General features: G+C 72.0%; 15 protein-coding genes. 7 read left to right on the top strand and 8 right to left on the bottom strand.

Annotated elements, in window-relative coordinates; all coding sequences use genetic code 11:
• Nucleotides 1–8: 8 nt before the first annotated feature.
• A complete protein-coding gene (locus IF29_RS0132855) occupies nucleotides 9–2,567 on the bottom strand; it encodes an ABC transporter permease (protein WP_030262729.1) in 2,559 nt (852 codons plus the stop codon).
• A gap of 15 nt (nucleotides 2,568–2,582) precedes the next feature.
• A complete protein-coding gene (locus IF29_RS0132850) occupies nucleotides 2,583–3,329 on the bottom strand; it encodes an ABC transporter ATP-binding protein (protein WP_030262725.1) in 747 nt (248 codons plus the stop codon).
• A 174-nt stretch (nucleotides 3,330–3,503) separates the two neighbouring features.
• Here IF29_RS0132850 and IF29_RS0132845 point away from each other — a divergent pair, with 174 nt between their 5' ends.
• Nucleotides 3,504–4,661: a sensor histidine kinase gene (locus tag IF29_RS0132845; RefSeq protein ID WP_232242693.1), complete on the top strand. Its 1,158-nt coding sequence runs from the start codon at nucleotides 3,504–3,506 to the stop codon at nucleotides 4,659–4,661.
• On the top strand, nucleotides 4,658–5,314 hold the full coding sequence (locus IF29_RS0132840) for a response regulator (RefSeq protein WP_030262719.1): 657 nt from the start codon (nucleotides 4,658–4,660) through the stop codon (nucleotides 5,312–5,314). The genes IF29_RS0132845 and IF29_RS0132840 overlap by 4 nt, the downstream gene beginning before the upstream one ends.
• Before the next feature lie 177 nt (nucleotides 5,315–5,491).
• On the opposite strand, the gene IF29_RS0132835 is transcribed toward IF29_RS0132840, so the two are convergent.
• The gene (locus tag IF29_RS0132835) at nucleotides 5,492–6,409 is read right to left on the bottom strand and encodes an NADP-dependent oxidoreductase (protein WP_030262716.1); all 918 of its coding nucleotides are present in this window, start codon (nucleotides 6,407–6,409) and stop codon (nucleotides 5,492–5,494) included.
• A 48-nt stretch (nucleotides 6,410–6,457) separates the two neighbouring features.
• A complete protein-coding gene (locus IF29_RS0132830; RefSeq protein ID WP_030262714.1) occupies nucleotides 6,458–7,534 on the bottom strand; it encodes a 1-aminocyclopropane-1-carboxylate deaminase/D-cysteine desulfhydrase in 1,077 nt (358 codons plus the stop codon).
• Between the two features lie 76 nt (nucleotides 7,535–7,610).
• Between IF29_RS0132830 and IF29_RS0132825 the strand changes: the two genes are divergently transcribed.
• The 5 genes from IF29_RS0132825 (at nucleotide 7,611) to IF29_RS0132805 (ending at nucleotide 12,458) form a co-directional block, all read left to right on the top strand.
• The gene (locus tag IF29_RS0132825) at nucleotides 7,611–8,513 is read left to right on the top strand and encodes a LysR family transcriptional regulator (protein ID WP_051726329.1); all 903 of its coding nucleotides are present in this window, start codon (nucleotides 7,611–7,613) and stop codon (nucleotides 8,511–8,513) included.
• A 114-nt stretch (nucleotides 8,514–8,627) separates the two neighbouring features.
• Nucleotides 8,628–9,245, top strand: coding sequence for a flavin reductase family protein (locus IF29_RS0132820; RefSeq protein ID WP_030262710.1), 618 nt, complete (start codon nucleotides 8,628–8,630; stop codon nucleotides 9,243–9,245).
• Between the two features lie 19 nt (nucleotides 9,246–9,264).
• A complete protein-coding gene (locus IF29_RS0132815) occupies nucleotides 9,265–10,173 on the top strand; it encodes a Gfo/Idh/MocA family protein (protein ID WP_030262707.1) in 909 nt (302 codons plus the stop codon).
• 43 nt (nucleotides 10,174–10,216) lie between these two features.
• Nucleotides 10,217–11,518: a D-alanyl-D-alanine carboxypeptidase/D-alanyl-D-alanine endopeptidase gene (gene dacB / locus IF29_RS0132810; protein ID WP_063757668.1), complete on the top strand. Its 1,302-nt coding sequence runs from the start codon at nucleotides 10,217–10,219 to the stop codon at nucleotides 11,516–11,518.
• 136 nt (nucleotides 11,519–11,654) lie between these two features.
• Nucleotides 11,655–12,458 (top strand): PIG-L deacetylase family protein, encoded by an 804-nt coding sequence (locus IF29_RS0132805; RefSeq protein WP_051726327.1) that lies wholly within the window; start codon nucleotides 11,655–11,657, stop codon nucleotides 12,456–12,458.
• 15 nt (nucleotides 12,459–12,473) lie between these two features.
• On the opposite strand, the gene IF29_RS0132800 is transcribed toward IF29_RS0132805, so the two are convergent.
• From IF29_RS0132800 to IF29_RS0132785, 4 genes are all read right to left on the bottom strand, one after another.
• Nucleotides 12,474–14,111, bottom strand: coding sequence for an MFS transporter (locus IF29_RS0132800; RefSeq protein ID WP_084715345.1), 1,638 nt, complete (start codon nucleotides 14,109–14,111; stop codon nucleotides 12,474–12,476).
• Nucleotides 14,112–14,204: 93 nt separating this feature from the next.
• Complete coding sequence (locus tag IF29_RS0132795; RefSeq protein WP_030262695.1) at nucleotides 14,205–14,759, bottom strand: TetR/AcrR family transcriptional regulator; 555 nt, start codon at nucleotides 14,757–14,759, stop codon at nucleotides 14,205–14,207.
• 89 nt (nucleotides 14,760–14,848) lie between these two features.
• Nucleotides 14,849–15,622 carry an SWIM zinc finger family protein gene (locus IF29_RS0132790; RefSeq protein WP_030262692.1) on the bottom strand — a complete coding sequence of 258 codons (774 nt, stop codon included), beginning with the start codon at nucleotides 15,620–15,622 and terminating at the stop codon, nucleotides 14,849–14,851.
• Entirely contained in the window at nucleotides 15,619–19,011 is a 3,393-nt protein-coding gene (locus IF29_RS0132785; protein WP_051726326.1) for a DEAD/DEAH box helicase, read from the bottom strand. Before IF29_RS0132785 ends, IF29_RS0132790 begins: the two co-directional genes overlap by 4 nt.
• Between the last annotated feature and the right edge of the window lie 27 nt (nucleotides 19,012–19,038).

Below are 19,038 nucleotides of genomic sequence, written 5' to 3'. Positions count from 1 at the left end.
CCGGGCCGTCAGTCCGCGGTGATGCTGTCCAGCACGTCAAGACGGGCGGCCCGGCGAGCCGGCCATTGGGCGGCGGCCAGGCCGACGAGAACGGCGGCCAGCAGCATCAGCAACAGCTTGGGGTAGGGCAAGACCGTGCGGAGCTCTGGCAGGGTCACGGTCATGGTCGTGCCGGCCGCCCAGGCCAGGAAGACGCCGAAGGCCATGCCGATCGCCGCGCCGAAGACGGAGATCAACACCGATTCCAGCCGTACCATCCGCTTGACGCCGCCGCGGTCCAGGCCGATCGCCCGGAGCAGGCCGAGCTCACGCCTGCGCTCGAACACGGCCATTGCCAGTGTGTTGACCACTCCCAGGGCCGCGACCAGCAACGACATCACGAGCAGTGCGTAGAGCAGGTTGAGGGCGAAGGTGATGGTGCGGTCGAACCCGTCCCTCAGGTTCTGCTTGTTCTCGACCTCGACCACCGGGCTTCTGCCGGTGGCGTCCTTGAGAGCCTGTTTGAAGGCCGGGGTTGCCCCGTTCGCGCCCTTGACCAGGATCTGCTGCGCCGGCGCGTACGGCTGGTGGGCGGCGACCACGCCGCCCGGCAGGAGCACGGGGGCGAGCATCCGGCTGGGTGCGAACACCCCGCCGACGGTGAGGCGGATGCCGGTCCCGTGCGGGGCGGCCACGGTCACGGTGGAGCCGACGGCCAGTCCGTGCCGGCTCGCGAAGCTGGAGTCCACCAGGATCTGACCTCGTTTCAGTGCCGTGGCCGCCCCCTGACTCATGTTCGGCCGGACCAGCTGATCGGCACTGTCGGCGTCCAGACCCTTCGCCTCGGTCCGCTCGCCGGCTATCGACCACTCCACGTCGGTGACCGGACTGGAGGCGACCACCCCGGGGGCATGGGCGACCGATGTCGCGATGCTCGGGTCCAGGGTGCCGGTGAGCGTGGTGACGACGTAGTCCGCCGTCATCTCCTGGGTCACGGCACGGTCGATCGCATCCGAGACCGAGGCGCCGATCACGGTCATCGCGGTGACCAGGGTGAGTCCGATGGTCAGGGCGGCGGCTGTGCTCGCGGTGCGGCGCGGGTTGCGGATCGCGTTGAGTGCGGCGAGTGAGCCGGGGGTGCCGCAAAGGCGGGCGAGCGGTGGGCGGGCCAGGGCGATGACCGGGCGGGACAGCAGCGGCAGCAGTTGCACGATGCCGAGGACCGCGAGGAGCGCCCCCGCCATGAGCGGCAAACGCGCCGTGGCGCCCCTCTCGGTGCTGCCCAACACGACCAGGCCGAGGCCCCCGGCGGTGGTCAGGGAGCCGAGGACGTTGCGAAGAAACAGGCTTCGGTGGGTGGCGGGTTGCTCGCCGCTGCTCAGCGCGGCGACCGGGGGGATCCGGCAGGCGCGCAGCGCGGGCAGCGCGGCGGACAGGACAGTGACCAGGGTGCCGACGAGCAGGGTGATCAGCACGGTTGTCGGGGTGATGACCACGCCGGCTCTGGGGAGGTCCGCGTCCAGGGACTTCACTCCCGCCGCGAGGGCGGCGCCGATGCCGATGCCGAGGAGCAGTCCGGCGGCGGAGCCGCTGAGACCGACAAGGAGCGCCTCGATCAGCACGGAGCGGGTGACCTGGCTGCGCCCGGCGCCGATGGCGCGGAGCAGTGCCAGCTGCCGAGTGCGCTGGGCCACCAGCATGGTGAAGGTGTTGGCGATGAGGAAGATGCCGATGAACAGCGAGATCCCGGCAGCGGTGGTCAGCATGGTGGCCAGGCTCCTGCCGCTCTGGGCCAGTCTCTCGGCCTGCTGCGCGGCCAGCTGCGCGCCGGTCTCGACTCGGAATTGGTTGCCGCCGGGGACCAGCGGGGTGACGGCGTGCAGCAGTGCGGTCTCGGAGGTGCCGGGGGCGGCGGTGACGTCGATGCTGCTGTACTGGTCCGGCGCCAGCGACAGCACCCGCCTGGCGCCCTGGGTGTCCAGCAGGGCCAGCGGGTTGCCGGACCGGACCGCAGGCGCGTCGGAGGAGAAGACGCCGGTCAGGGTGACGCTGATGGCAGGGCCGTTGGCAGCGATGCGGACGGTGTCACCGAGCCGGTAGCCTGCTTTCTCGACAGTGCCCCGGTCCAGGGCGACCTCGGTCGCGGTGTGCGGTCCTCGGCCCTGGAGCATCGGGTAGCGCGCATCGTTCCCGGCGGCATCCGGCACGAAGTTGGCGCCCGTGCTTCTCATGATGTCGCCGATCATGTTGCCGTTCTTGTCCGCGATGGCAGCGGTGCCGCTCACCTCCGCGCGGGTCCCGGCGACTCCCGGCAGCGCGGCAATCCGACGGACGGTCGCCTCCGTGAGCCGGGCGGAGCTCTTGGTGCTGTTCTGTCTGGCGCTGGAGGGAAGTCCGGCGGTGTCGTCGGCAACCTGGACCGAGATGCCGGTGAAGTCCTTGCTGCGGCTGTTGTTCGCGGCTTGGTGGATGCTGTCGGAGAAGATCATGGTGCCGGTCATGAACCCGGTGCCGAGCAGCACGGCCAGGGTGGTCATCAGGAGTCGGCCGCGGTGGGCCAGGACATTGCGCAGTGCGGTACGGAACATGGGTGACAGCCCCCGTCAGCCGACGCGGTCGAGTCGGCGCATGCGGTCCAGCACACTGTCGGCGGTGGGCGTTCGTAGTTCGTCGACGATGCGGCCGTCGGCGAGGAAGACCACCCGGTCCGCGTGGGCGGCGGCCACCGGGTCGTGGGTGACCATGACGACGCTCTGGCCGAAGTCGCGCACGCAGGAGCCGAGGAGCGCCAGGACCTCCGCGCCGGCGTGCGAGTCGAGGTTCCCGGTGGGCTCGTCGGCGAAGATGATCTCGGGCTTTCCTGCCAGGGCGCGGGCGCAGGCCACGCGTTGCTGCTGTCCGCCGGACAGTTGGCCGGGGCGGTGCTTCAGCCGGTCGGCCAGGCCCACCGCGTCGACGACCCGTGCCAGCCAGTCCCGGTCGGGCTTGCGCCCGGCGATGTCCCCGGGCAGCGTGATGTTCTCCATGGCGGTGAGCGTGGGCATCAGATTGAAGGCCTGGAAGATGAACCCGATCCTGTCCCGGCGCAGCCGGGTCAGCTGTTTGTCCTTCATGCCGACCAGCTCGACATCGCCGATCGTCGCGGAGCCGGAGGTCACGCTGTCGAGGCCGGCCATGCAGTGCATCAGCGTGGACTTGCCGGATCCCGAGGGACCCATGATCGCGGCGAACTCGCCGCGGGGAAACTCCACGCTGACGTCGTCCAGCGCCAGGACCCGGGTCTCCCCCTCCCCGTAGACCTTGTGCAGCCCACGGGCTCGGGCAGCCGCCGCGTACGTGGTCGTCGTCATCGCGTCCATCACCATGGGAGTCCTCTCGGTGGAGTTCGGAACGCCGTCCACGCTCGCCCAAGCCGGGTCCTGGGGGCGTCCGGCCCTCAGCGGACCCGTTGGGTGGTCCGTCATGCCGCAGGCGTACGCCTGTAAGTCGACGCGGAGAGCCGGATGCACGCCTAGGCTCGGCCTGTGGAAGAGATCAAGCCCCGGCCGCCCCTGCTCGGACGCATCCCGCCAGGCGCCTGGCCGGTCCTCACCTGGTGCGCGGCCCCGTTGTTCGCACTGGCGCTGTGGCTGCTCGAGCAACAGGGCGGGCCCGAGGCCGCCCCCTTCCTGCGGGGCCCCTGGGCCGGCCTGGCGCTCGCCGTCGGCCTGGCGTTGCCGCTCGTCGCGGCCCGACGCCGACCACTGCCGGTCCTGGGCCTGGTCCTCACCGAATCCCTGGCGGCTGCGGCGCTCGTTCCCTGGGCGTGGGCCCTGCTGCTCCCGACGGCGGACGTGCTGCTGCTCTACATCGCCGCCACCTCCGACCGCAGCCGTCGCACCACTGCCATGGCGGCCGTCGCGGTCCTCACGGCGCAGATCAGCGGCTGGCGGATCACGAACGGAGGCTGGGCGCACGGTGTGACCGAGGCCGCGGTGCCGATCGCCTCGGTCGCCCTGGTCTCCTGGACGCTGGGCAGCTCGATCCGCCAGCGGCGCGAGTACGCCGAGCGGCTGCGTGAACAGGCCGCTGCCCAAGCGGTGCAGGCGGAGCGCCTGCGGATCGCCCGGGAGCTGCACGACACGGTCGCCCACAGCATCGGAGTGGTCGCCATCCAGGCCGGCGCGGCCAAGCGGGTCATCGAGACCCAGCCTGAGGGAGCCCGCAGAGCGCTCGACGCGATCGAGCTGACCAGCCGGGAGACCCTCGTGGGGCTCCGCCAAATGCTCGGCACGCTGCACCGGACCGAACCCGAACCGGTGACGGGCATGGCAGGCGTGGACCGACTGACGCAGGGCACCGCCACGGCCGGACTCCACGTCAAGGTGCGCTGGCAGGGCACGAAACGTCCGCTGCCACCCGACACGGACCAATCGGCATTCCGCATCATCCAGGAGTCATTGACCAACGTGGTCCGCCACGCGAACGCCCGCCACTGCCAGGTGAACGTCGACTACCGCACCGCCGAGCTGGCCATCGAGGTCGTCGACGACGGCACCGGCGCGCCACCCGATGCCGCGACCGACGGCACCGGCTACGGAATCACTGGAATGCGCGACCGAGCAGACCTGCTGGGCGGCGAGTTCAGCGCCGGGCCGCGCCCCGAAGGCGGCTTCCGGGTGACAGCCAGGCTGCCGGGATGACCGTACGCATCGTCCTCGCCGACGACCAGCCCCTCGTACGAGCCGGCCTTCGCATGGTCATCGCCGACGCCCCCGATCTGGAGATCGTGGGCGAGGCCGGAACCGGCACGGAGGCAGTCCGGACAGTCAGGGAACTCCGGCCCGACGTCGTCGTGATGGACATCCAGATGCCCGGCATGGACGGCATCGAAGCCACCCGGATGATCACCACCGATACCCCGGCACCGCGCGTACTCATGCTCACCACCTTCGACGACGACAACAACGTCTACTCCGCGCTCCGGGCGGGGGCCAGCGGATTCCTGGTCAAGGACATGGCGCTGGACGACATCCTCGCCGCGACCCGCGTCGTGGCCGCCGGCGACGCCCTCATCGCGCCGAGCGTCACCCGACGCCTGATCGAGGAGTTCGCGAACCGTCCCGCGGCCGCTGCCCCTCCGCAGCGACTCGAGGGCATCACCGAGCGGGAACGCGAGGTGCTGACACTCGTCGGGCGCGGCCTGTCCAACAGCGAGATCGCCGCCGAGCTGTTCATCGGTCACGCCACCGCCAAGACCCATGTGGCGCGGCTGCTCACCAAACTCGACGCCCGCGACCGTGTCCAGCTCGTGATCATCGCCTACGGAGCGGGCCTGGTGTCGTCCTCACCATGACCCGGCAGCAAACAGGTCACCCCCTGGTCTGCGATCTGGCCCACCGCCGCTTGCGACAACGAGGACGTCTGCGGCGGGAGCCCACCGACTTGCCGCCGCGGCGATTCTGAGCGACCCGGCGCGGTGACGGGCTTCCGGTCGGTGGGATGACGGCGCTGCCGGCCTGTGCCAGGGCGCTCAGGGGCGTACCCGGATGACGGTCTTGCCCTTGCGCCGCTCGGTCGGGTTCAGCGCGGGGATGGCGTCGTCGAGGGTCGCGACGGTTCCGATGTGCGTGCGAAGGCGTCCGTCCCGCACCCGGTCGACGATCTCCACCAACTGACTCGGAACGGACTCGACGACGAAGTCGATCGCGAGGCCGTCGACGGGGCGGGCCTCGACAGGGCCGACCACCGACACCAGCGTCCCGCCGGGGCGGACGATGCTCGCCGAGCGCCTTTGGATGTCACCGCCGATGACATCGAAGACCAGGTCGACGCCACCGGTGTCGTTGAGATCGTCGAGGTCCAGGTCGAGGAACTCGTTCGCGCCGAAGTCGAGCGCCGCTTGGCGGTCGGCCGCCCGGCCGGTACCGATGACGTAGGCGCCGAACTCCCGGGCGAGCTGCGTCACCACGGACCCGACCGCGCCGGCGGCGCCGTGGGCGAGGACGCTCTGGCCGGCTTGGAGTCGACCGTGCTGGAACAGGCCCTGCCATGCGGTCAGGCCTGAGATCGGCAGGCTCGCGCCCACCGTGAAGTCGACGTCTCCGGGCAGTGGCGCGAGGTTGCGTGCCTCCACGGCCGCGTACTCGGCCAGGGTTCCGTCGCGGTGCCAGTCCGTGATCCCGAACACCCGCTGTCCCAGCGAGAATCCCGTCGTGCCGTAGCCGAGGGAGGAGACCACTCCGGCGAACTCGTGGCCGATGATCCCCTGGGCTCGATCGTGACCGGAGCGATCGACCCACGTCGAGGGCCACTCCCACTCCGCGGGGACGAAGCCCGACGCATGGACTGCAACGACGACGTCGTTGATGGCCGGTGTCGGCTCGGGCCGTTGTGCGAGGGTGATCCCGGCTGCTTCCGCGGCCTGATCCGTTGCGACGACTGCCTTCATTGGTGCCTCCGAATATCTCGTGTCCGACGCGTTCGGTGCGTTGCGGTCTCAGGCGGTGATGTGGCCGACGACTTGGGGGATTTCGAACAGGTTGCCGATGTCTCCGGTGTGCAGGAACGCGACGTTGCTGCCGGCGGGGATCCGTCCGCTGCGGGCGTGGTCGAGCAGTCCGGCCAGTCCTTTCCCGGTGTAGGCGGGGCCGACGAAGACGCCCTCTGCCCGGGCCAGCTCGCGGATGGCTGCCGAGCTTTCGGGGGACGCGACGGCATAGTCCTCGCCGATGAAGCGCTGGTCGATGTCGATCTCGGCGCGGATCGTCGCGTCGTGGGGCACGGGTGCACCCAGGGTGCCCAGAACCGCCTTGGTCCGTTCGACGATCACGCCGGGATTCATCCAGTCTCCGTCGTTGTACCTCAGGACGGAGATCGACCGGAACTTCACCGGATGGCCCAGGCTCAGCTTGGCTGCCAGCATCCCCGGCAGCGCGGTCCCGGTGCCGATCGTGTGGTAGGCGAAGTCGAGATCCACTCCCGCGGCATGGGACTGCTGCAGCATCTCCCGGAACGTGAGGGCGTGCGCGATGAAGCCGTCGGGGTGCGCACCACCGGCTCCGACGACGAGAACCTTGTGCCCCTGCGCCTCGAGCTCGGCCTTGCGGTTCGCGATGGTGTCGGCGATCCGCGCGGCCTGCTCCGCAGCGTCCCAGGTGTTGCCGGTGACGTTGATGACGTGGGTCTCGACCCCCATCGTCCTGTTGAGCAGGTAGTTGCCGCGGAACTCGCCGAGCTCTCCGTGCTGGGTCACGTTCCGCGTCAGGACCAGGATCGGCGTGATCCGTGCGCTCAGGCAGGCGGCGGCGAACTGCAGCCCCGAGTTGGTCAGGTACGCACCCTGGGTGATCACGTGCGTCACCCCGTCCTCGACGGCTCGACCCAGGATGAACTCGGCCAGACGCATCTTGCTTCCGCTGATCGCACTGGGGCCCGCCAGGTCCTCGCGTTTCATGAAGAGGTTGATCCCGTACGCGGCCGACAGGTTGGGCAAGGCGTGGAACGGAGTCGGATAGAAGCCGACCCGGCGTCGGGGGAGTTTGTCGATGGCGGTGTCGAAATCCGTGAAGTCCATGCGTCCAGCGTCATCCCCGCTGCGTGATTAGCACAAGCGATGATCTCTTCTCGATCGATAAGCTACACTTATCTCCATGCCTTGGCTGTTCGATCCCCGGCATCTGGTGACCCTGGCCGCCGTCGTGCGGCTCGGTTCGTTCGCCGCTGCCGCGGAGGAGCTGGGCTACACCCAGTCCGCGGTCTCGCAGCAGATTGCGGAACTGGAACGACGGGTCGGCGCGCGAGTCCTGATCCGGCGCCCCCTGCGCGCCACCGAGGCCGGGCGGGTCCTTCTCGACACCGAAGCCGCGATCAGCATGTCGATGAGTCGCGCCGCCACCGAGCTCGGGGCGCTCGCGGAGGGCACCGTCGGCGAGGTGCGGCTCGGCGCGTTCATCTCTGCGGCAGCCTCCATCGTGCCTCCCGCGCTCGCACGCCTGCGTGCTTCATGTCCGGCGGTTCACATCGCACTCCGTGAACTCGAGCAGCGCGAGACGCATGCGCTGCTGTTCCGGGGAGACGTCGACCTGGCCATCACCTTCGACTACGAACACGCGCCTGGACCCGTGCCCGCCGGGCTCAGACAAGAGCACCTCATGGACGATCCGATCATGGTTGTCCTCCCCGTCGGTCATCCCCTGGCCGGAGCCGACAGTGTCACCCCCGCCGAGCTGCCGTCGGACGCGTGGATCAACACCCCGGTCGACTTCCGCGACCTGGCAACGTCACCCGTCGTCGGCCACCGCGGAGGCGAACACCGTCTGGATTTCGACGGCATGGACTTCCGCACCGCGCTCAATCTCGTCGCGGCGGGCCTCGGCGTCGCGCTGCTGCCGAAGCTGTTGCTGCTGGACGCTCCCACGAGCGTGGTGGTTCTCCCGATGCGGCAGCCCACACTCGTCCGTCGCCTCTACACCTGCCGACTCGACACCAGAGGCGTGACCGCGCCGATCAGACGACTTGAGGCGTACCTGCGGGAAGCCGCAGCGGAGCTCTGAAACGACCCACTGGAACGCGGCCGAGCGGGCGCAGGTATGGACAAGGACATGGCCAGCTCCCGTGCCGCTGACCTGGTGCTACGGTCCACGGCCCGGCGCGGGATACTGATCGCCATGCGAACCGATTTCGACCCACGGGGCATGGACCCGCATGCCTTCTACAAGCTGCTGACGGCAGTAGTGGTACCCCGGCCGATCGCCTGGGTCTCCACGCTCACGGCCGACGGCGTCTCGGCGAACCTGGCACCGCACTCGTTCTTCACCGTCGCCTGCACCGCGCCGCCCATCGTGCAGTTCACCTCGGTGGGTCGCAAGGACACGCTGCTGAACGTGGAGGCCACCGGCGAGTTCGTGGCCAACTTCGCGCCGGAGTGGATGTTCGAGCAGATCAACGAGACCGGGACGAACTTCCCGCACGGGATGGACGAGTTCGAGGCGGTCGGGGTCGAGCGGGAGGCGTCGCTGCGGGTGAAGCCGCCGCGGGTGGCCGGGTCGCCGGTGGCGCTGGAGTGCCGGCTGCACAGCACGCTGTGCCTGGGGAACTCCACGGTGGTTTTCGGCGAGGTGCTGCATGCGGCGGTGAGTGACGAGGTGCTGGTGGACGGGCACCCGGAGGTCACCAGACTGCGGCCGCTGTCGCGCCTGGGGAAGAACGAGTGGGGGCTCACCGAGGGAATCCGGGAGCTGGCCCGGATTCCGTTCGGGGAGTGGGAGAAGAAGCATGAGCAGTGAGACGGGGAAGGGCCGAACGCTGCGGGTCGGCGTCATCGGACTGGGCGACATCGCGCAGAAGGCCTATCTGCCGGTTCTGACGGCTGAGCCTGGTCTGGATCTCAAGCTGATGACGCGCGACCAGGACAAGCTGGACCGGATCGGCGACCAGTACCGGCTGAGCGCACGCCACACCGACCTCCAGTCGCTGCTGGACGACGGCCTGGACGCGGCGTTCGTGCACGCCAGTACCACTGCGCATGTGCCGATCGTGACGCAGCTGCTCGACGCCGGCGTGGATGTCTATGTCGACAAACCGCTCGACTACACCGTCGAGGGCGCGCGGAAACTGGTCGAGCTCGCCGAGTCCGCCGGCCGTTCGCTGATGGTGGGATTCAACCGGCGCCTGGCACCCGGCTACGCCCAGTGCCTGGAGCGGCCGCGCGACCTGGTGGTGCTTCAGAAGAACCGCGAGGCGCTGCCGGAGGCACCGCGCAGCTTCGTCTTCGACGACTTCGTGCACGTCGTGGACACCCTGCGGTTCCTGGTCCCCGGCGAGATCGAGCAGTCGTCGGTCCGCTTCCGGGTCCGCGAAGGGCTGCTGCAGCACCTGGTGCTGGAACTGTCCGGCGACGGGTTCACGGCGCTGGGCATCATGAACCGCGCCAGCGGTTCGACCGAGGAGGTCCTGGAGGTCTCCGGCCAGAACTCCAAGCGGCAGGTGGTCAACCTGGCCGAGGTCGTCGACCACCGCGGGCAGCCGACGGTGCGGCGCCGGGGCGACTGGGTGCCGGTGGCCCGGCAGCGCGGTATCGAGCAGGCCTGCCACGTGTTCCTGGACGCGCTGCGCCGGGGCCGGCGGCTGGACGCCTGGGACGCGCTGCGCACCCATGAGCTGTGCGAGTGGATCGTCCAGCAGGTGGAAGGTCGGGACGTCCCGGCGCGTTGACCTCGGGCTGCAACTGACGGACTGTCATCATCCTGGGATGATCATGGTCAGGCGTTCTCGGCGGGGCGGTGGCGGCGGGCTCAGGTTCGCTGCCACCTCGCTCGCCCTGGCGGTCGCGGCCGCCGCTGCCCCCACCGCCACCCTCCGGGCCGCCGCGGCGACAGCAGGCGCGGACTCCGCCGACCGCACCATCGCCCAGCGGCTCCAGCAACGGTTCCCGCAGGCGGGGCTGGGCTCCGGACGGGTCGGCCAGGTGCTGGACGCCGGCTCGGGGCGGACAGTGTGGTCCTCTGGAGCGGGGCTCGGACGGATGCCGGCCTCCACGATGAAGCTTGCCACCGCCGTGACCGCGCTGACGGTGCTGGGCCCGGACCACACCGAGCGCACCCGCACCGTGTACGCCGACGGGACGCTCTACCTGGTGGGCGGCGGGGACCAGCGCCTGGACCGGGCCGGACTGGGCCGGCTCGCCGCGGACACCGCGCGGGAGCTCAAGAGCCGCAGGCTCGCCGTGCACGCGCTGCGGGTGGACGACTCGCTCTTCCCGGCCCCGACGCTCAGCCCGGGCTGGCAGCCCGGGTACCTCCCCTACGAGGTGGCGCCGGTGCGGGCGCTGGCCCTGTGCGGGGACCGCGTCGGCGACACCGCCCTGGCCGCCGGCGACGTGTTCGCCGGCGCACTGGCCAAGGCCGGAGTCGCGGTGCCGCCCGGCCCGCTGCGTCACGCTGTCGCACCGGCGCTGGGCGGGGGAGACGGGGGCGACGGGGGAGCGGTGCTGCTGGCCTCCCGGACCTCGGTGCCGCTGTGGAACGCGGTCGAGTACATGCTGAAGGTGAGTGACAACAACATCGCCGAGGGGCTGTTGCGGCTCGCCGCGCTGGGCCGGGGCCGTCCGGCGACCTGGCAGGGCGGTACCGCCGTGGTCCGCCAGGTGCTGGACGGGTACCGGGTGCCGCTCGGCGGGGTGCGCATCCTGGACGGCAGCGGCCTGTCCCGCCAGGACCGGATGACGGCCGCCGCGCTGGCCGACCTGGCCGCCCTCGCCGTGGACCCGGCCCGGCACCGGACGCTCTGGCCCCTGCTGGAGGGACTGCCGATCGCAGGCCGGGACGGCACCCTCGCCGCGCGCCTGCACCGCTTCGACTCCCCGCCGAGCAGCTGCGCCGCGGGCAGGGTCCACGCCAAGACCGGGACCCTGCACGACAGCACCGCGCTCGCCGGGGTGGCCCGGGGCAGTGACGGGCGCTGGAAGGCCTTCGCCTTCGTGGAGAACGGATCGGTCCACAAGAGCCAGGCACGCAGCGGGCTGGACCGGCTCGCGGCGACGGTCACCGGGTGCTGGTGACCCGCCAGCGGTAACCGGCTGCTGGTGACCGGCCCCGCCGGAGAGGCCGCCATCCCTGGCGATGTCGGTCCTGTTGGCTACGCTGGGCTTCTCGCCATCGGTCTGCACCGGTGCGGGCAGCACGAGGAGGATGCCGATGGACCGACCCCACGGCCTGATGGCCGTTCATGCGCATCCGGACGACGAGTCCTTGTGGACCGGCGGCGTACTGGCGCAGCATGCCGCCGAGGGCCGCCGCACCGCGGTCGTGACCTGCACCGACGGGGAGTTCGCCGACGGGACGTCGTTCGCCGGGCCCGGCACCCGGGCCAAGGAGCTGGCGCAGGCGCTGGCGGCGCTGGGGGTCGGCGAGTCGGGGATCCTTCCGTACGGCGACTCGGGGCACCTCGGGCGCGGGCGGGGGAGCCTGTGCGAGGCCCCCTTCGACGACCTGGTGGCCGATCTGGTGGCCCGGATCCGGTCCTTCCGTCCCTCGGCGGTGGCGACCTATGACGCCAACGGGATGTACGGGCATCCGGACCACGTCCGGGTGCACCGTGCGGTGCTGGTCGCCGTGGAGGCGGCGGCCTGCCCCTACCAGTGGCCCGAGGCGGGCGCCGCCTGGGAGGTGGAGTCGCTGTGGCTGGCCACCGTCCCGGAGTCGCTGGTGCGCACCCTGACCGAGCTGGGTCTGGAGACGCCGCTGCCGTCCACCCCCGACTCCCGGATCGCCGCTGCCGTCGACGTGCGGCCCTGGCTGGACGTCAAGTGGGAGGCGGTGCGGGCGCATGTCTCGGAGTTCGCGCGGGGTGCGCGGATCGCCGCCTTCGAGGAGCCGCAGCTGCGTGAGCTCTGCCTGGGCACAGAATGGTTTCTGCACCGACCCGGCCCCGGGGCGGCACACCCCGGGGCCGGGGGCGCACGGGGGTCCCGGCGATTGCTCGCCGATCCCGTGCGCTGAGCCCCCGACGGTCCGTCAGGCTGCGTTGCGCAGGCGGGGGAGCGAGGCGTCGGCGTCGGTCCGGTCGGTCTGCGGGTCGGCTTCCATGGCGTTGTCGGCCGACAGGTCCGCCGACCCGGCCCCGGCCGAGCGCGCACCGCGAAGCAGCATCCAGACCAGCACGGACGCCCCGACCAGCAGCAGCCCCGCGAGCACCGCAGCCAGGTTCATGCCGTGGACGAACGCCTGTCGGGCACTGTCCAGCAGCGCGTCGCCGGTCGCGGACGGCAGCGTCGCGGCGACGTGCACCGCCCCGCCGATCGAGTTCTCCGCCTCGGTCGCGGCCGGGCCGCTGAGCCCGGCGGGCAGCACCAGCCCGGACCGGTAGACGGCCGCCAGCACCGAGCCGACCAGAGCAATGCCCAGGGCGGTGCCCAACTCGTAGGCGGTCTCGGAGACCGCGCTGGCGGCGCCGGCCTTGTCCTCGGGCGCCGAGCCCAGCACGATCGTGGTCGACAGCGCGTACACGATGCCCTCGGCCAGTCCGGTGGCCAGGAAGGCCACCGCGATCAGCAGGTACGAGGTCTCCGCGTGCACCCAGCCCAGCGCGCCCAGACCCAGCCCCATGGCCAGCAGTCCGCCGGCGAGGGTGGCCCGGCTGCCGAACCTGCGGGCCAGGTAGGCGGCGGTCAGGCCGCCGACGACGGAACCGGCGAAGGCAGGCAGGTCGGCCAGTCCGGCCTGCAGCGGCGAGTAGCCGCGTACCAGCTGGAAGTACTGGGAGAGGAAGAACACCACTCCGGCCAGGCCGATCAGCGCTATCAGTGCGCCCAGCGCCGCCGCGGTGAAGCGCCGGTCGGCGAACAGCCGCACGTCCAGCAGCGGCACCGGCAGGCGCAGCTGCCAGCGCACGAACCAGTACAGGCAGACGACGCCCAGCACGGCCGCCGCGATCACCGCGGGCTGCAGCGCCTGGCCCACGGCCGCCTCCTTGACGGCGTAGACCACGGCGATGATGCCCACCAGGGACAGGCCCACGCTGGGCAGGTCCCAGGCGGCGGCGTTGCCGTCCTTGGACTCGGGCAGCACGCGCCAGCCCAGGAGCAGCAGCAGGACCACGATCGGGATGTTGATCAGGAAGACCGAGCCCCACCAGAAGTGCTCCAGCAGCAGTCCGCCCAGCAGCGGCCCCACCGCCGCGCCCGCGGTCGCGGCCGCACCCCAGATGCCGATGGCCCGGGCGCGTTCGCGGTCGTCGGGGAAGAGGTCGCGGATCAGGGCCAGGGTGGAGGGCATGATGGTGGCGCCGGCGACGCCGAGCAGGGCGCGGGCGGCGATCAGCCAGCCGGCGCCGGGTGCGTAGGCGGCCAGCAGCGAGGCGGCGCCGAATGCGGCGGTGCCGATCAGCAGCAGTCGCTTGCGGCCGATGCGGTCGCTGAGCGAGCCCATGCTGACCAGCAGTCCGGCCAGGACGAAGGAGTAGCTGTCGCCGATCCACAGCAGCTGGGTGGACGAGGGGTCCAGGCTCTGGCTGATGAAGGGGATGGCGAGGAACAGCACGGTGGCGTCGACGGCCACCAGGAGGACGGCCAGGACGAGGACGGACAGTGCGACCCAGCGCGCCCGGCCGGGTGTATGTCGGTAGGCGGACGTGGTCTGCGGTACGGCGGGAATGGTGGTCACGGCAGGGGTCCTTCGGGGTTCTGCTGCGTCTGTGGGGTGCTGAGTGGGTGCTGCGCTGTGCGGGTGTGCGGCTGTGGGGCCGGGTTACGGCTGCTGGTCCCGCCTGAGTGCGCCGCCGAGGAAGAGTTCGGTCAGCGCGGTGGTGCTGGCGCGGGGTGCCAGCCGGCCTTCCTGGACGGCCCAGCCGACACCGGCGAGCAGGTCGAAGAAGGCTTCGCTGAGCCAGGCGGCGGGCAGTTCGACCCGGAAGGCGCCGGACTGCTGGCCGCGCAGGAACAGTTCGGCCACCCGGGCGTCCATCCGCTCCCAGGACGCCCAGATCTCGCTGTCGTCGAACAGTCGGCTCTCACCGGTCAGGAAGGCGGCCTCGGCGGCGTGCGGGACGGCGGCGTCGGCCAGCCGGCGTACGGCCTGGACCGGGTCGCCGTCCTCGATGGCGGCGGCGTCCAGCGCTGCGGAGATGCGGCGCAGGGCCAACCCGGCCGCCTCCCGGACCAGCGCGTCGCGTCCGGGGAAGAGCCGGTGCAGGGTGGCCCGGCTGATCCCGGCGGCGCGGGCGATGTCGTCCATGGCCGCAGTCGGCTGCCGGGACAGGATGCCCACGGCTGCCAGCAGTACGGAGTCACGGTCGGTTGCCATGAGGCAATGCTAGCGCAAGTGCGATAGCCATGTCTCATCAGATACAAGATTGTCTCCCCCGGGTGGGGTCGAGCCGGGCGAGCGGCCCTTCAGTCCATGAAGGACTCGTAGGCGGGGAGCAGCAGCGTCTCCAGGGACTTTCCGCGGATCAGGATCCCGGAGGACCCCAGCTGCTCGGGTGCCGCACCGGCGGTGCCGTCCTGGTCGGCGGACAGTGCCCGGTGCTGCTCGCCCTCGGTCCAGAAGTCGTCGAGGCGCTGCTCCAGTGGGAGCTCCGGTATCGCCAGGGTGGTGGCCGCCACCGGGTCCTCGGCCGCCGCGCGGCGCTGGGCCAGGTGCCGCAGCAACCGCTGGTGGTCGCGTCCGCGCCAGGCGGTGAGCAGGAACGGATCGGCGTCGAAGGCCGCCGCCATGGCGCCGAGCACCGCCGCGAGATGCCGGCAGGCCGACCACTGCGGGCAGGAGCACTCCAGCGCGAGATCCGACGCGCGCACCGGGAGCAGCGACAGGCCGGCCCGGGCCAGTACGCCCTCCAGATCCGGCGGGAACTCCCCGTCCAGCAGCGCCTCCCTGACCTCGCCGTCCTGACTCAGGGCCTGCTCGGCCCTGGCCCACTGCCGGGCGTCGAACACCGGCAGCTCGACCCAGACGTCGAAACCGCGCCCGTCGGAGCCGGCCACCCGGGCCCCGACCAGGCCCGCGGACACCGTCAGCTCGGAGACCTGGGGGACCGGCGGGGCCAGCTGCTCCATCCGGAACACCCCCAGCGCCTCCAGCCGGGCCAGGAACCGCCGCGACCAGGCACCATCCGCACCAGGGGTCGTGCCCGCACCCCCGCCCGTGCCCGCATCGTCCGCGCTCATCTCTCGCTCACCGCGTCCTCCGTCAGCGCGAGCACCTCACGCAGCGCGTCCGTCGACAGGTCGCCGAGGTCGCCCAGCCAGCTCTCGTCCGAGCCGACCACCGCGTCCGCCAGGGCCCGCTTCTCCTCGATCATGGCGTCCACCCGCTCCTCCACCGTGCCGACGCAGACGAAGCGGCGCACCTGTACGTCGCGCTGCTGGCCCAGGCGGAAGGCGCGGTCGGTGGCCTGGTCCTCGACCGCCGGGTTCCACCAGCGGTCCATGTGGATCACCTGGTTGGCCGCGGTCAGGTTCAGCCCCACGCCGCCGGCGCGCAGCGACAGCAGGAACACCGAGGGGCCGTCGGGGTCCTGGAAGCGGTCCACGGCGGCGTCGCGCTGACGTTTGGTCATCCCGCCGTGCAGGAACAGCACCTCGCTGTCCAGCCGCTCGGCCAGGTAGGGCTGCAGCAGCGCGCCGAACTCGGTGTACTGGGTGAAGCAGAGTGTGCGGTCGCCCTCGGCCAGCGCCTCCTCCAGGGTGTCCTCCAGCCGGGCCAGCTTTCCGGAGCGGCCGGAGAGCTGAGGAGGACGGCCCGGCGCCCCGCCCTCGCCGGAGTAGTGCGCCGGATGGTTGCAGATCTGCTTGAGCCGGGTGAGTGCGGCCAGGACCAGGCCGCGCCGCTGCACGGTGTGGCCCGGGTCGAGTCTGGCGCGTTCCATCCGGGCCAGCAGGTCCTCGACCACCGCCTGGTAGAGGGCGGCCTGTTCGGCCGTCAGATTGCACAGCACCGTCATCTCCTGCTTGCCGGGAAGGTCGGCCGCCACCAGCGGGTCGGTCTTGGAGCGGCGCAGCACGAAGGGGCGGGTGCGGCGCAGCAGGTCGGCGGTGGCCCGGCGGCTGGCGTTGCGTTCGATGGGCACCGAGTAGCGCTCCTTGAAGCCCTCGGCCGACCCGAACAGCCCCGGGTTGGCGAAGTCCAGCACCGAGTGCAGCTCGGCGAGCCGGTTCTCCACCGGGGTGCCGGTCAGGGCTAGCCGCTGCAGGGCCGGGAGTTCGCGGATCGCCCGCGACTGCTGGGTGGCGCCGTTCTTGATGTGGTGCGCCTCGTCGGCCACCACCCGGCGCCAGGCCACCGCCCGCAGGGCGGTGAAGTCCCGCTGGACCAGGCCGTAGGTGGTGATCACGACATCGGCCCCGGCCACGGCGCGGGCCAGTCCGGCGCCGTCGGCGCGACCGGAGCCGTGGTGGACGTGGACCTGCAGGGCCGGGGCGAAGCGGGCGCACTCCCGGGTCCAGTTGCCCACCAGCGACATGGGGCAGACCACCAGCGTCGGGCCGGGACGTCGGCCGCGCGCCGCCGCCTCGGCGTGCTCGACCGCCAGCAGCGCGAGGGTCTGCACGGTCTTGCCGAGGCCCATGTCGTCGGCCAGTACCCCGCCCAGGCCCAGCCGTGACAGGAACACCAGCCAGGCCAGGCCGCGCTCCTGGTAGGGGCGCAGCACCGCGCCGAAGTCGGTGGGCAGCGCCACCGGCTCGGGGGACAGGCCTTTCGCGGCGGCCCGGTCCGCCCCTGCCGGGGGGGCGTCCGAGGCGTCTGCGGTGTCGTCCGCGGCGTCCAGGGCCGGGCGGACCTGGCGGAGGAGTTCGCCGAGGCGGCCCTCGGCGTCGGTGAACAGCACCGGCAGTCCGGTGCCCGGCTCCCTGCCGTCCAGTGCGATCCGCAGCAGCTCGCCCGGTGCCATCAGTCCCTCGGCGCGTCGGGCCAGGAAGGCGGCCGCGGCGGCGATCCTGGCCGGATCGGCCTCGAACCAGCGGCCCCGGATGCGGACCAGCGTGTGCTTGGCGGCGGCCAGTTCCTTGAGTTCCTCGTCGCTGATGGGCTCGCCGCCCAGGGCCGCGCTCCAGCGGAACTCGACCAGGTCCTCGCGGGCGAGCAGGCTCTCGCGTTCGACCACTCCGGCTTGGACGGCGCCGCCGGTCAGTGCCAGGCCGAGCGTGGGCGGCCGGGCCCACCAGACCGGCAGCAGCACCCCGAAACCGGCGCCGGCCAGTGCCGGGGCGGTGTCGCGCAGGAAGGCGAGCGCTCCGGCCCGGTCCAGGCCCAGTCGGCTGGGCCGGTGCTGCTCCAGCAGCGGATCGAGTTCCGGGCAGCACTGGACGGCCCGCTCCAGTTCGGCCTGGAAGGCCTGGTGCGGTCGGTCGACCAGGCGCAGCAGTGGTGCGGCGGCCGCTCCGCCCTCCCACAGCTGGGCGGCGTCGACCCGTACTGAGGGGTCGTCACGGCACTGCAGGGTCAGTTCCAGTAGCCAGTGGTCGTCCTCGGCCCGGTCGGTCTCACCGTCGACCTCAGGGTTGGGGTCAACCTCAGGCTTAGCTTGAGACATGGTCCGTCCGGCGCCTGCGACCAGGTCGGCAGCGGCCCCCGGATCCCAGCCGTCCTCGAACGGCTCCGCCAGCCGGAAGACCAGCCGCAGCGGCCCGCGCTCGGCGGTGGCTGATCGGTGCCAGGCCGTCAGCCGGGATTCCACCAGGGCCAGTTCGGCCCGGTCGGCGCCCAGTACCTGCCCGCTGGGGGAGGTGAGCGCGGCCAGCCAGCGTTCGGCGGCGGTCGCCGCGGGGCGGCTGCGGCCGCGGCTCTGCGGCAGCAGGCCGGAGCGCTCCGACAGCACCGCGCGCACCTCGCAGTCGACCAGAACGGCCAGCAGTTCTGTCACCAGGGCGGCGCCGGTGCGTCCGCCCCCGCTCCCGGACGTGTCGCTCCCAGGACCCGCCGCCGGTGCCTCGGCGCGGCACACCGGCGGGCAGTCCGCCGCCAGCGCCGCGGCCTCGCGCCGGGCGGCCGCGTCGGCCGCAGGGACCCAGCGCGCCCACGGACCCGGCTCGGTGCTCGACCCGTCGCCCGGCTCCCGGTCCGCGAGGCCCGGCAGCACCCGGCCGCGGCCGACCAGGCGCCAGGCCAGGTCGTGCACCCGGGTCAGCCAGCGCAGCGAGGCGCCGTAGGGGGCCTCGACCGGCCCGGCGCCCGGCAGGTCCGGCTGCAGCACCGCGTTCCCGGGGTCGTGGAGCTCGCCGAGCAGTTGCGCCGCCTGCACGGGGGTGAACAGCAAGCAGGGGACCCGCCAGGGCAGCAGGCTCACTCCGGCCGGGGAGCCGCCGCGCAGCGGGCCGACCAGTTCGGGGGAGGGCAGCGGCACGCCCTCGCGGGTGGGCAGCAGCAGTGCGCACTCGCCGGGCTCGGCCTGTTCGACCAGCCACTCCAGGCCCGGGCCGACCGCGGCCAGCAGGCCGCGGACCGCGACCGGGTCAACGCCGTAGCGGCCCTGGTGGGCGGTGCCGTCCTCGGCCCACAGGGCCAGCCGCCGGTCGGCCCGCCACAGTCCGTGCAGCACCCACATGGTCGCGATCACCCCTGCTCCGGATCAGAAAAAGGCTGG

It is taken from the genome of Streptacidiphilus jeojiense (assembly GCF_000719095.1).
In the GTDB taxonomy this organism is placed as follows: domain Bacteria; phylum Actinomycetota; class Actinomycetes; order Streptomycetales; family Streptomycetaceae; genus Streptacidiphilus; species Streptacidiphilus jeojiensis.
This window is presented reverse-complemented; position numbering and strand designations above follow the sequence as displayed.

Coding starts and splice junctions, on each gene's coding strand:
- dacB (WP_063757668.1), top strand. CDS start 10,217: ATGGTCAGGCGTTCTCGGCGGGGCGGTGGCGGCGGGCTCAGGTTCGCT.
- IF29_RS0132820 (WP_030262710.1), top strand. CDS start 8,628: ATGCGAACCGATTTCGACCCACGGGGCATGGACCCGCATGCCTTCTAC.
- IF29_RS0132850 (WP_030262725.1), bottom strand. CDS start 3,329: ATGACGACGACCACGTACGCGGCGGCTGCCCGAGCCCGTGGGCTGCAC.
- IF29_RS0132795 (WP_030262695.1), bottom strand. CDS start 14,759: ATGGCAACCGACCGTGACTCCGTACTGCTGGCAGCCGTGGGCATCCTG.
- IF29_RS0132790 (WP_030262692.1), bottom strand. CDS start 15,622: ATGAGCGCGGACGATGCGGGCACGGGCGGGGGTGCGGGCACGACCCCT.
- IF29_RS0132805 (WP_051726327.1), top strand. CDS start 11,655: ATGGACCGACCCCACGGCCTGATGGCCGTTCATGCGCATCCGGACGAC.
- IF29_RS0132830 (WP_030262714.1), bottom strand. CDS start 7,534: ATGGACTTCACGGATTTCGACACCGCCATCGACAAACTCCCCCGACGC.
- IF29_RS0132835 (WP_030262716.1), bottom strand. CDS start 6,409: ATGAAGGCAGTCGTCGCAACGGATCAGGCCGCGGAAGCAGCCGGGATC.
- IF29_RS0132825 (WP_051726329.1), top strand. CDS start 7,611: ATGCCTTGGCTGTTCGATCCCCGGCATCTGGTGACCCTGGCCGCCGTC.
- IF29_RS0132840 (WP_030262719.1), top strand. CDS start 4,658: ATGACCGTACGCATCGTCCTCGCCGACGACCAGCCCCTCGTACGAGCC.
- IF29_RS0132855 (WP_030262729.1), bottom strand. CDS start 2,567: ATGTTCCGTACCGCACTGCGCAATGTCCTGGCCCACCGCGGCCGACTC.